This is a genomic window from Thioalkalivibrio sp. HL-Eb18 (genome assembly GCF_000364985.1).
GTDB lineage: Bacteria > Pseudomonadota > Gammaproteobacteria > Ectothiorhodospirales > Ectothiorhodospiraceae > Thioalkalivibrio.
This window is the reverse complement of record NZ_KB822985.1, coordinates 1-12,061: the sequence shown is the minus strand read 5'-3', so window position 1 is coordinate 12,061 and position 12,061 is coordinate 1. Positions and strand designations below refer to the sequence as shown.

The following is a 12,061-nucleotide window of genomic DNA, read 5'->3' as shown; positions in this document are numbered from 1 at the left end:
GGTCCACCTGGACGAGTTGCTGCAAGCCAACCAGGCATTGCTGACAGTCTATCTGTTACGCGACGAGCTCAAGCGGCTCTGGTTCCAGCGCCGTCCGGAACAGACCTGGCAGGCCTGGCGACACTGGGTACAACAGGCACAGGAGAGCGGCATCCATGCCCTGCAGCGCTTCGCGCGGTTGCTGGAGCCCTATCTCCCCGGCATCGTCTCGCGCTGCCGGCATCGGCTGAACACCAGCGTCGTCGAAGGCATCAACAACACCATCAAGGTCATCAAGCGCCGCGCCTACGGCTACCGCGACCAGGACTACTTCTTCCTCAAAATCCGCGCCGCATTCCCCGGTAATGCTCGATGAACCTTTTTTATGGCGCCCCGGTGTAGCCGGGCGACCCGCGTCCGCTTCACGAGCCTGCCCGTTGCCAGCACATTACCCGTGGGTGTGGCCGGGTCTCGTGGTGGATCAGTCCGTTGCGTTCGAGATGGCCCAGCAGCGATGGGGTGGCGGTGGGCGGCGGAAGTCCTCGTCCAGCGTATCGCGCGTGATGTCACGGGCCTCGAGCCCCGCAAGTGCCTCGGTATCCAGTTCGAAACGGCGGCGGTTGGTCGAGAAGTACAGGATGCCGTCCTCGGTCAGCAGGCGCGCGGCATCCCGGATCAGTTCGACATGGTCGCGCTGGACCTCGAAGTCCGCCTCGGTGCGTTTCGAGTTCGAGAAGGTCGGGGGATCGAGGAAGATCCGTTCGAAGCGCAGCGCCGGGTCGTCGGCGGCCTCCCGCACCCAGGTGATGCAGTCGGCGCGCAGCAGGGCGTGGGTATCCGGTCGGCGCCGACTGCGCCCGTCGCGCACGGTGGCCTCGAAACCGTTGGCCGCGAGGTTGTCGGCGGCCCAGTCGAGGTAGGTATTGGACAGGTCCACCGAGACGGTCTGGCGGGCACCCCCCACGGCGGCATGGGCACTGACCGCGGCGGTGTAGCAGAACAGGTTCAGCAATCGTAGCCCGCGGCATTCTTCCTGCAGGCGGCGCCGCATCGGGCGGTGATCCAGGAACAGTCCGCTGTCCAGGTAGGCATCCAGCTCCACCTTGAGCCGGCAGCCATGTTCCTCAACCCAGAAGGGGGCGGGTTGTGCGGTCTCGGCACGCTGATACTGCGAGCGACCTTTCTGGGCGCGCCGCTGCTTGTAGTGCAGGTGGGCGGGCGCGACGCCGGTGACTTCCAGGGTCGCGGCCAGCGCCCCGCGCAGGCGCGCCTCGGCGCGTGCGGGTTCGACCGACGCCGGAGCCGCGAACTCCTGCAGGTGCAGGTGCACGGAGCCATCGGTGGCCTGGTAGCGGTCGATCAGTAGTGGGTATTCGTCCAGGTCGGCGCTGTAGATGCGGTAGCAGGTGACCCCCTGGCGCCGCGCCCAGCGATCCAGGTGCTTCAGGTTCTTGCGCAGGCGGTTGGCGAACTCGGGTGCCGGGGGTGCCGCCTCGGCCTGCCCCTCGCGGGCATGGATGTCGAACTCCAGCAGCTGGCAGTCAATCGGGCCGTTGTGCACGCGGTATTTGCGCGTGGCCCTCAGCCCGAGGCGGCGCGAGTCAGTCGTGTCCGCGACCAGCAGGGCCACCTGCCAGCCGCCAAAGGCCTGTTTCAGGTGTTCGCCCAGCAGGCTGTAGAGCTTGATCAGTTCAGGCTGGTCGCCGATGCGCTCGCCGTAAGGCGGGTTGCTGATCAGGAGCCCATTCGGTGCGGGGGGTGTCAGGGTCAGTACGTCCGCGACCTCGAACCGGGTGCAGGCGGCGACCCCGGCCGTCCGGGCCGCCTGGCGAGCGGCTTGCACCGCGCGCGGGTCGCGATCTGACCCCAGCAGCGTCGGGCCTTGCCAGGGGCGAACCGCCGCCCGGGCTGTGTCCACACAGCGCTGCCACAGGGCGGCGTCGTGCCCGGCCCAGCCCTGCGGGCGGAAGTCGTGGCGCAGCAGTCCGGGCGCGGTCCGCGTGGCGATCAGGGCGGCCTCGATCACCACGGTGCCGCTGCCGCAGAACGGGTCCAGCAGCTGTGCCTGTTGCGGGTCGCCCTCGACGCGCGCGGGCCAGCCGGCGCGGGCGAGCAGGGCCGCGGCGAGGTTCTCGCGCAGCGGGGCGGCCCCGCCGGCGCCGCGGTAGCCGCGCCGGTGCAGGCCGCCATTGCCGATATCCACGGAGAGGCGGGCGTGATCGCCCTGCAACTGCAGCAGGATGCGCACATCCGGGTGTTTCGGGTCCACGTCCGGGCGGGCGCCGGTCGCCTCGCGGAAGGCGTCGGCCACCGCGTCCTTGATGCGAACCCCGGCGAAGTGGGTGTGGCGGATGTGGTGGCTCTTGCCGCCGACCTCGACCGCGAAGGTCGCGCCGGGGTCCAGCAGCGCGGGCCAGTCGATCGCGCGGGCGGCGGTGTAGCAGCCGTCGCCGTCGGGCTGATCAAAGCGCGCCAGCGGCAGCAGGATACGGCTGGCGATGCGGCTGCCCAGCAGTACGCGGTACAGCATCTCGAGATCGGCCGAGAAATGCACCGCGCCACCTTCTTCGCGCGCGTCGGTGGCGCCGAGTGTGGCCAGTTCCTCGGCCAGCAGGGGGCCGAGCCCGCGGGCGACGGTGGCGCGGTATTCCTGCGGGGTGCTGGGTTCGTTCTCGGGCGTGGCCATGCGGTGTCTTCCTGGGACGGGGGCCTATCTTGCCACAGCCGCCGTTGGGGTCAGCGCAGCAGGCGGCGCCGGATCAGCGCGGTCGCCAGGATGATGGCGGCCGCGCCGTAGCCCACGATCACGGCCAGGTGTGGCCAGACGCTGGTCGGCCAGCTGCCGGTCATCAGCGGGCGCACGATCTCGACCACGTGTGCCAGCGGCAGGGCCAGCGCCAGGGTCTGCACCCAGTCGGGCAGCTCCTGCAGCGGGAAGAACACCCCGGAGAGCAGGAGCATCGGGGTCACCGCGAGGGTGAAGTAGTACAGGAAGAAGTCGTAGCTGCGCGCCAGCGCGGTGATGACCAGGGCCAGCGCGCCGAAGGTGAACGCGGCGAGAAAGATCACCGGCAAGGCGAGCAGGGCGCGAGCGTCGCTCACCAGCCCCAGGACGGAGGCGACGACGAGGATGGTGGTGGCGCTGATCAGGCCCTTGCTGGCGGCCCAGATCGCCTCGGCGAACACGATGTCGTCCAGCGTCAGCGGTGTGGCCAGCATCCCGAGCCAGGTGTTCTGCTCCGCCATGCGCGTGTAGGCGGAATACATGCCCTCGAAGCTGGCGGTGAACATCGCCGAGGAGCAGATGATCCCGGAGGCGATGAACACCATGTAGCTCATGCCGTCGAGGTCGCCCACCAGACGGCCGAAGCCGTAGCCGAACGCGAGCAGGTAGAGGATGGGTTCGCCGAAGTTGCCGAGCATCGATGGCACCAGCAGCTTGCGCCAGACCAGCAGGTTGCGCCGCCAGACCGCGACACAGCGCAGGCTGGGGCGGGGGAGCCAGGTCGAGGTCGGGTCGGGCATCAGTCGCGCAGCTCGTGGCCGGTGAGTTTCAAGAACACGTCTTCCAGGTCCGCCTCGCGCAGCGTGGGTTCGAGGCCCCGTGCGCGCAGGCGTTCGCGCAGCCGGTCCGGCTCGGCCGTGTACACCAGCCAGGTATCCGCCACCTGATGGGCGCGATCCCGGGGGCCGATTTCCTGTTCGATCGCGGTGCCGGCCTCGGAACCACCGACAGTGACTACCCAGGGTTCGATGTGCTCGGCAATCAGGCGGCTGGGTCGGTCACAGGCGATGATGCGGCCGTGGTCGATGATCGCGATGCGATCGCACAGCTCCTGGGCCTCTTCCATGTAATGCGTGGTCAGCACCAGGGTGACGCCGGAGGCGCGCAGCTGCCGGAGTTGGCGCCAGAGGTGGTGGCGCGCCTGTGGGTCCAGCCCGGTGGTCGGCTCGTCGAGGACGACGACCTCGGGTTCGTTGATCAGGGCGCGTGCGAGGGTCAGCCGGCGCTTCATGCCACCGGACAGGGCATTGATGCGCGCACCGCGCTTGTCGTTCAGGTTGACCTGCTCCAGCAGGTGATCGATGCGCGCCTGGACCATAGCGCCGGAAAGACCGAAATACGCGGCATAGGTGCGCATGTTCTCGATCACGGTGAAGTCCGGGTCCAGCGTGTCGAATTGCGGCACGATGCCCAAGCGCTTGCGTACCTCGCGCTCGCCCTCCGGCATCGGCAGGCCCAGTACCTCCACCTGACCGCTGTCGATCGGGGTCAATCCCAGCAACATGCGCAGGGTCGTCGTCTTGCCTGCGCCGTTGGGTCCCAGCAGCCCGAAGAATTCACCGCGCGGGATCTCCAGGTTCACGCCATCGACAACGGCTGTGCCATCGTATCGTTTGCACAGGGACTGGATGCGGATTGCGGGCAAGCAGGCGGCTCGCGGAAGAAAGGAGTGCATACCTTACCGGTTTGCCGCGGATAGCCCAATATGATTCGCGCGTACGCCGGGGTTCTGGCGTGGGCACAAAAAAGGCCCGGCAGAGCTGCCGGGCCTTCTGACGACAAACGTGCGTGTGATGGCAGGTGTCGTTTTACGGGCGAAGGTAGACGAAGCCCTTGTGCTGCAGATGGGCGATCTCGGCCACCCCGCTGGGGACGATGTCGTCCTCGGAGGCATCGTAGAGCTCGTCGGCGATGCTGATGTTGCCGCGGGTGACGGTGACGTTGCAGATGTTGAAATCAACCCCCTGCAGCTTCAGTTCGTCGATGCGGCCGGCCAGGTCATCATTCTCCTTGGCATTGCGCAGAAGGCCCAGGCCGGGGCCATGCATGACCACGCGGATGTCCATCTTGTCGGCGCCCACGGCATTGATGTGGTTCTGGATGTTGCCCATGGCAGCCATGTGGCGGTCCATGTCGTTGTAGTTCACGTGATAGACCACCTTCTGGTCGCCGTATTCCGCCAGCGCGGTCGCCGGGGCGATCAGCAGGAAGGAGACCAGTGCCAGCGCGATAATATGCAGGTGCTTCATGACGCGTTTTCCTCGTTCAAGGTCCCGGTTGGGATTTTCCTTTTATTTTGCAGCCGGTGCTCCCCTTTGGGGCTGCTTGGCCCCTTTGATATGACGCGTTAACGGGGTGCTTATTCCGGCTGATCCGGCTGATTTTTGTGAGTAGTTCTATATTCAAATAAAGACTGGAACTTTGGTTGCGTATTTCCTTCGGGAAACCGGGTTCCGCTCAAGAAAAAGGGCCCGGCCAAGGCTGAGCCCAAAGGGCCACAGGGAGAACACTCGGTGGCCTGGAGGAAATGTGGTACTTACGGGCGCAGGTAGACGAAGCCCTGCGTCTGAAGGTGGCCGATCTCGCCGACCCCGCTGGGTACCAGGTCGTCTTCGGTGGCATCGAACAGCTCTTCCGAGATGTCCACGTTGCCCCGGGTGACGGTGACATTGCAGATATTGAAATCAACGTCTTGCATTTTCAGTTCTTCGATGCGGGCGGCCAGGTCTTCGTTCTCCTTGGCGTTACGCAGAAGGTGCAGACCCGGGCCATGCATGACCACGCGGATCTCCATGTTTTCCGCGCCCACGGCATTGATGTGGTTCTGGATGTTGCCCATGGCGGCCATGTGGCGGTCCATGTCGTTGTAGTTCACGTGATAGACGACTTTTTGTTCGCCGTAGTCGGCCATGGCGGCGCCGGGAAGGGTGAGCATGGCGGCGGCGGTCAGGGCCAGAGGCAGGATAAAGGCTTTCTTCATTGATTGGCTCCTCGCGGTTTTTATGTTCTTTGAAATATGCGGTATGGCGTATGCCGCGCTTCCAGGAAGCACACTGGACTCTTTTTCTTCCGTGGCTTTTTGAATCCAGTTGTGGGTAGGACGGGAACGCGGGGTAATTATTCCGATCCAAATAGAGATAATTGAATTACGAAATACGGTAAATAACAACATTATGATTAACTGTATTCGTTGATTTCGGTGGGGCCATATGGCGGGGATTTTCGTTTCCGGGAGGTCGCAACGGTGTGGCGGAGGTAGGGCGCAAAGACGAGGCGGAGTGCGGTCGATGTGAGTCTGCTGGGCAAAGGCGAGACCCCGCGATGACGCTGATAGCGCCAGGGGCGAGCCGATCCGGCTGGCGTTTGCGATCGGTCGCGTCCTCACCCTCTCGCGGTGTGGATTGCTAGAGTGTGGGGTTTTTAAATCAACGGGACGGATGTTCGATACACGTCCCTCGCCAGGAGCCCTCGCCATGACCACTGCATCCAACCTCCCCGAAGCACTGCAGCCGATCGGCTGCGTGGGCCTGGGTATCATGGGGGCCCCGATGACCCGCAATCTGCTGCGTGCCGGGGCGGATATCCGGGTCTGGGCACGTCGGCCGGAGGCGGCCGAGGCCCTGGTGGCGGAGGGGGCCGGGGCTGCCTCCAGTCTGGCGGAGTTGGTCCCCAGCGTGCGCGTGCTGGTACTCAACGTCTCCGATACCCCGGATGTGGAGCAGCTGATGCTGGGCCCGGACGGGGTTCTCGAACATGCCCGCCCGGGGCTGCTGGTGATCGATCACAGTACGATCGACCCGATCCGCACGCGCGCGATTGCGCAGGCGGCAGCGGAGCGGGAGGTGACCTTTGTGGATGCGCCTGTGTCCGGCGGAGAGCCGGGGGCGCGCAGCGGCACGCTCAGCCTGATGGTTGGTGGTCCGGAGGAGGCAGTCGATCGGCTGCGGCCGATCTTCGACATCGTGGGTTCGACACTGACGCATGTCGGGGCCAGTGGGGCCGGTCAGATCACCAAGGCCTGTAACCAGCTGGTGGTCGGCGAGACCCTGGTCGCTATTGGCGAGGCCTTCGCGCTGGCGGAGCAGACCGGGGTTGATCCGGCGCGGCTGCGCGAGGCGCTGATGGGTGGCTTCGCCGCCTCGCGCATCCTCGAGGTGCACGGTCAACGCCTGCTGGATGGCGACTTCGAGCCCGGGTTTCAGGCTGGGCTCTACCACAAGGATCTGGGCATCGTGGCCGGTCTGGGCGAGCAGGTGGGCCTGAGCCTGCGCGGGTTGGAGCCGGTGCGGCACGCGGTAGGCAAGGCGCTGGAGGCCGGGCAGGCTGACCACGATGTCGCGATCCTGGCGCGTTTCTGCCTCCATGCCCGCGGCGAGGGCACCAGGGATTGACGCGCGAGGTCAGCCGAACAGACGCCAGAGGATATACAGCAGCGAAAAGACCAGGCTGAACGCGATACCGGCCCAGGCCAGACCGCGCAGGCCACGCCCCGGGCGGGCCGCCTCCGGCATGTCCGGTGACATGACCACCTTGAAGGTGATCCATGCCAGCACCGGCGCTGATAGGAAGGACAACAGCGTGGCGATATCCACCAGCCGTGTGAAGTGCTCCCCGGCCTGCGAGATCAGCAGCAGCGCACCACTGGCGACGGCCAGCAACGCAATCCGGTAGCCCCACCACTCCAGTCCACGCTCGCCCTTGCGCGACGGGTCCATGGTCTGCGGCGCGTGGCCGTCCTCGCGCAGGGTACGGATGATCGCCACGATCACGCGGGGATAGGCATCGGTGACGGCCAGGGTGGTCGAGAACATCGTGGTCAGGGCCGCCACGGCGATCAGGGTGCGGCTCCATTCGCCCAGGCTCTGGGCGTACAGGTCCACCAGCTGGGCCGAGAATGCGGCGGCCCCGGCGGCAAAGCCAATGCCGCTGCCGTACATCAGGACCGCACCCAGCAGCATGAACGCCACGGCAATGACTACCGCCCCCAGATACCCCAGGCGGAAGTCGAAGATGGCCTCGCGAACGGTCGGGGCGTGACCGGTCTGGCGGGCGCGCTCCTGGGTCCAGATCGAGTGCCAGGCGGCGACGTCCAGCGGGATGGGCATCCAGCCCAGAAGCGCGAGGATGAAGGCGAAGCCGGCCAGCGTCCAGAGGTTCGACCACTCCTGGGCCCCGGACAGGGTGGCCAGGTCCGGGGCCTCGCGAAAGGCCAGCGCGACCGCGGCCACGGTGGATACACTCAGCGCGGCCATGATGATCTTCATGCCGAGGTCCAGGCCGCGGTAGGCGCCGATCATCAGGAAGGCGATGCAGGCGGCGAGCACCAGCGCCGAGACCAGTGTGACCGAGAGATCCAGGTCGAACACCAGCGTGACCAGCCCGGCGGTGGTCAGTGTGACCACCGCCTGTATGGTGAACAGCGTTCCTACGGTCACCGCGATGTACAGGCCCAGGGCCCAGTTGCCGAGGCGGTGGTAGCCGGTCAGCAGGTGATGCCCGGTGGCGGCGGCATAGCGCGGGCCGAACTCCAGAAACGGGTACTTGAACAGGCAGGCCAGCAGTACGATCGGGATCAGCAGAAGCCCGTACTCCGCCCCGCCCCGCGTGGCCTGGACCAGATGTGAGACCCCGACGGCCGCACCGGCCATCAGCAGCCCCGGGCCGATGGCGGCCCGCAGCGAGGCGCGAGTGGACGGACTCATCCAGATTCCTTTCATCGGGAATTCGGCCCGCGATTATAGGGGAATAGCCCGCGTCCGCCATCCGGCAGAGGCCATGCCCGTGAGCCCGCTGTTACGTCGTTACAGCGCCAGCGGGGTGCGGCGGTAGAGCTCGGGGGCGGGTGGCTTGAGTTCTTCGGATTCCGGGAAGCGCTGCACCAGCTTGTCGTAGTAACTGCGGATGTTCCGCACGTAGTGGACCGGCTCCCAACCGCGGGCGTAGCCGTAGCGGGTCTGTTCGTACCATTCAGACTGGGCCAGACGCGGCAGCCATTGCATCACATCCAGCCAGCGATCCGGGTCGTCGCCGTTGGCAGCCGTCAGGCGCCGAGCGTCGTGGAGGTGCCCGAGCCCCACGTTGTAGGCGGCCAGCGTCATCCAGGTGCGGTCGGGCTCGGGAATGGAATCCGGCAGCCGCTCGCGCAGGTCGATCAGGTAGCGCGTGCCACCGTCCACGCTGGCTGCCGGGTCGGTGCGGTCGTCGACGCCCAGTCCTTCGGCGGTTACCTGGGTCAGCATCATCAGTCCGCGCACGCCGGTGGGGGAAACCGCATCGGGATTCCAGTGCGATTCCTGGTAGGCCACCGCGGCGATGAACCGCCAGTCGAGATCGTAGGTCTCTCCGGCCTCCTCGAACAGCGGGCGGAACTGTTCCAGGCGATGCTCGACGCGGCGCGCGAAGGTCAGGGCATCGACCAGATCGTGGGTCTCCAGATGGCCGAGGTAGCGATCGAGCAGCAACTCCAGCTCGCGGTTGTCACGCAGCCGCGCGATATACGCTTCCGCTGCGTCAATCAGGCTACGATCAAAGCCTGCCGGGAATAGCCAGCGGACCTCGGCGCTGCGTTCCAGCTCGTGTGCCTGGCGCAGGTTCGGGTGTATGCGCCGCAGGCGACGGTACTCCAGGGAATTCATCACTGCGTAGTCGATCTCGCCACGCTCCAGGGCTTCGCGCAGGGCCTCGGCATTGGCGTAGAGGATGAGTTCGCCATTGTTCGGATCCGGTTCGGCTTCGCGGTCCGGGGGTGTCGAAATCAGGTCGACCGGCCCCTCCTCGGGCGCTGGCTCGGCCTCGGTTGCCGCATCCGGTGGGGTTTCCGGTTCCATGCTGACCTCGGCCAGCAAGGGCTGGCTCAGGCTTTCGGGTACGGGAGCCTGAGCGGTCATGCCGACGCGCGCCCCGGCCGGTACGTCGGTCAGCGAGAGCAACGGAGATGCCCGCTCGTTTTCGTTCCAGAAGACCAAGACGTGCTTCACGTTCAGGATTTCCGGACCGGCTTCAATCAACGGGTCGTGTGGCGGTACGAGCAGGCCGGCGGCGATGTCGATGCGGCGTTGGCGCAGAAGGCGATGGGCTGTGGCGGCGTCGTCCACGCGGGTCACGCGCAGGCGCGTGCCGAGTTCCTCGGCCAGACCGTGCAGCAACTCCAGCTCGAGTTGGTCTTGCCCCGCAGTGGAGGCGAGCTCGGAGCGGCCCAGGGGGCTCTCGACCAGGGCCACTCGCAGCTCGTCACGGAAGGTGAGCTGCTCCAGTGCCGCTGGCGGGTTGTAGTACACCCGCAGCACGATGGCGGTCAGCAACACGATGAAGAGCCCCAGTTCGATCTGGCGCCAGGTGCTGCTCGGGGGGCGGAGTTTCAGATGCGTGCCCATGGCACTGGATCATATCCAATTGCCCCGGTGGTCACCGGGGATGGTAGGGAAACACGGATGAATGTACCCGCTCGCTGCCTCAAAGCTTTTGCGTGCGAACAAGGCGCGGCGACTGCCGTGCAGTCATTCTGCACAAGGGAGCCGCAATGCCGTGCGCATGCCCATTTTTGATCACAACGGGCGGCCGAGCCCCTTCGGGGTTGGCACCCCAGGTTCCCCGATCCGGCGTTGCGCCCCGAATCGATCAAAAACGGGCGGGTAGAACCACTACCCGCTGCACGACGCGCCTGGTCTCGGAAAACCTGGGGTGCCAACGCGAGTGTGTACATTCATCCGTGTTTCCTAGCGCCAGTTCAGCACCAGACCCTGGTCGCGCAGGATCTTGAGCGCGGGGTCGACGCAGGTGTCGATGAAGGAGGCACGGCGCGGGTTTTCGCGGGCGATGCGGCGATAGTCTGGCCCCTCGGGCAGGCCGGCCAGTTCGTAGATGTCGCGGGTGGGGTAGTAAAACGCATGCACGAACTGGCGGAATACGCGCCGCATCAGCGGGCGATAGGCCCATTTCTGCCAGGACGGGAGCGTGTCGAGACAGGACTCCAGCGTGTCGCGGGCATGCGCCATGTGGCGGGCCTCGTCGATCATGTGCCGGGTCACGATGTCGTCTACCGTCGGGCTGATCGAGTCCTTGTGCTGGCGGATCAGCCGGTTCATGCGGTCCGGGACCTCCTCGCCGATCATCACCGCGATCCAGAAGATCGAGGATTCAAACGGCGAGAAACGCCCGACCAGGGTGGCCAGCTTCGGCTTGGGGAAACGGCGCTCCGGCAGGGGCAGCCCGCTGCGGCGCATGAACTCGATAAACATCAGGCTGTGGCCGGCTTCCTCGCGCAGCTCGTGCAGGCGATAATTCAGCCGGTCCAGGCGACCGGTCGAGTGCATGGAGATCCGCGAGATGCGCTCCATGAACAGGCCTTCCAGCCACAGCGCCCCGCTGATGAAATACAGAAACTCGTATTGCGACAGACGCCGTTTGCGGGCATCGTCCAGCGCCGAGTATTCCGGGGTGCCGAAGAGTGATACGGCCTCCTCCGGGATCCAGAAATCGTCCAGCGACAGCGCATCCCAGCGCACGTGAGTGAGCGGGTCCTCGTACGGCTGGCTGTTGCGGCTCAAGTGATCGAGCAGCTCCTGCGAGGAATTCATCGAAGGCGTACCGAAGGCGCTGGGCGGTTAAACGACCGAATCATACCGGCATTGTCGGTCCGGACCAACGCCAACCCGTTGCAATCTGCGGTTGCTACCCCAATATGAGTCAAGTGAATATGCCCACCACACGCTATCGCGTCAGCTTCCTCAACCAGGGCAAGGTCTACGAGATCTTTGCCCGTGAGGTCTATCAGGACGAGCTCTACGGCTTTGTCACCGTCGAGGGCCTGCTGTTTGGCGAGCGCTCGCAGGTCGTTGTCGACCCCTCCGAGGAGCGCCTGCGTACCGAGTTCGAGGGGGTTGAGCGCTTCCATGTGCCGATGCACGCGCTGATCCGGATTGACGAAGTGGCCGCTGTGGGCACCCCGCGCATCCGCGATGCCAGTCAGGACAGTGGTAATGTCCACGCCTTCCCGTCGCTGCCAGGCCGCGGCCCGGGCAGGCCCTCGGACAGCTGATGGTGCCCGCGGCAGGGTTCTGCATTGCTAACCGATCGCCGCTGGTTTAACCTTTCGCGCTTCGCGTCGGCCAGTGCCTTCGCGGGACAAACCGGAGAGGTGGCCGAGCGGTCGAAGGCGCACGCCTGGAAAGTGTGTATACGGTAACCCCGTATCGAGGGTTCGAATCCCTCCCTCTCCGCCAGATTCAGCAAAGGGGCTCGAGTGGCCCCTTTCGCATGTACGGCCCCGGAGACACAGGGATTCGAACCCTCGATACA

11 protein-coding genes and 1 tRNA gene are annotated in these 12,061 nt (G+C 65.7%); 4 read left to right on the top strand and 8 right to left on the bottom strand.

Annotated elements, in window-relative coordinates; all coding sequences use genetic code 11:
• A partial coding sequence (locus F813_RS0113235) for an ISL3 family transposase (RefSeq protein WP_017926709.1) occupies positions 1 to 355 on the top strand: 355 nt, incomplete at its 5' end.
• Between the two features lie 105 nt (positions 356 to 460).
• On the opposite strand, the gene rlmKL is transcribed toward F813_RS0113235, so the two are convergent.
• From rlmKL to F813_RS0113210, 5 genes are all read right to left on the bottom strand, one after another.
• Positions 461 to 2,665 (bottom strand): bifunctional 23S rRNA (guanine(2069)-N(7))-methyltransferase RlmK/23S rRNA (guanine(2445)-N(2))-methyltransferase RlmL, encoded by a 2,205-nt coding sequence (rlmKL, locus tag F813_RS0113230; RefSeq protein WP_012982101.1) that lies wholly within the window; start codon positions 2,663 to 2,665, stop codon positions 461 to 463.
• A gap of 50 nt (positions 2,666 to 2,715) precedes the next feature.
• Entirely contained in the window at positions 2,716 to 3,504 is a 789-nt protein-coding gene (locus F813_RS0113225; RefSeq protein WP_012982102.1) for an ABC transporter permease, read from the bottom strand.
• Positions 3,504 to 4,409: an ABC transporter ATP-binding protein gene (locus tag F813_RS0113220; protein ID WP_026148295.1), complete on the bottom strand. Its 906-nt coding sequence runs from the start codon at positions 4,407 to 4,409 to the stop codon at positions 3,504 to 3,506. Before F813_RS0113220 ends, F813_RS0113225 begins: the two co-directional genes overlap by 1 nt.
• 163 nt (positions 4,410 to 4,572) lie before the next feature.
• Positions 4,573 to 5,013 (bottom strand): DsrE family protein, encoded by a 441-nt coding sequence (locus tag F813_RS0113215; RefSeq protein ID WP_012982104.1) that lies wholly within the window; start codon positions 5,011 to 5,013, stop codon positions 4,573 to 4,575.
• A gap of 287 nt (positions 5,014 to 5,300) precedes the next feature.
• Complete coding sequence (locus tag F813_RS0113210) at positions 5,301 to 5,744, bottom strand: DsrE family protein (protein ID WP_012982105.1); 444 nt, start codon at positions 5,742 to 5,744, stop codon at positions 5,301 to 5,303.
• A gap of 493 nt (positions 5,745 to 6,237) precedes the next feature.
• Here F813_RS0113210 and F813_RS0113205 point away from each other — a divergent pair, with 493 nt between their 5' ends.
• Positions 6,238 to 7,155, top strand: a complete 918-nt coding sequence (locus F813_RS0113205) for an NAD(P)-dependent oxidoreductase (protein WP_012982106.1) — start codon at positions 6,238 to 6,240, stop codon at positions 7,153 to 7,155.
• A gap of 9 nt (positions 7,156 to 7,164) precedes the next feature.
• Here the strand turns inward: F813_RS0113205 and F813_RS0113200 are convergent, their stop codons facing one another.
• From F813_RS0113200 to F813_RS0113190, 3 genes are all read right to left on the bottom strand, one after another.
• A complete protein-coding gene (locus F813_RS0113200; RefSeq protein ID WP_012982107.1) occupies positions 7,165 to 8,466 on the bottom strand; it encodes an NRAMP family divalent metal transporter in 1,302 nt (433 codons plus the stop codon).
• Positions 8,467 to 8,565: 99 nt separating this feature from the next.
• Positions 8,566 to 10,137, bottom strand: coding sequence for a membrane-bound lytic murein transglycosylase MltF (gene mltF / locus F813_RS0113195; protein ID WP_012982108.1), 1,572 nt, complete (start codon positions 10,135 to 10,137; stop codon positions 8,566 to 8,568).
• Between the two features lie 342 nt (positions 10,138 to 10,479).
• Entirely contained in the window at positions 10,480 to 11,340 is an 861-nt protein-coding gene (locus F813_RS0113190) for a diiron oxygenase (RefSeq protein ID WP_012982109.1), read from the bottom strand.
• A 119-nt stretch (positions 11,341 to 11,459) separates the two neighbouring features.
• On the opposite strand from F813_RS0113190, the gene F813_RS0113185 reads away from it, so the two are divergent.
• Both F813_RS0113185 and F813_RS0113180 read left to right on the top strand, forming a co-directional pair.
• Positions 11,460 to 11,801, top strand: coding sequence for a DUF1820 family protein (locus F813_RS0113185; RefSeq protein ID WP_012982110.1), 342 nt, complete (start codon positions 11,460 to 11,462; stop codon positions 11,799 to 11,801).
• A gap of 93 nt (positions 11,802 to 11,894) precedes the next feature.
• Positions 11,895 to 11,985 (top strand) — tRNA-Ser (locus tag F813_RS0113180).
• Positions 11,986 to 12,061 lie beyond the last annotated feature (76 nt).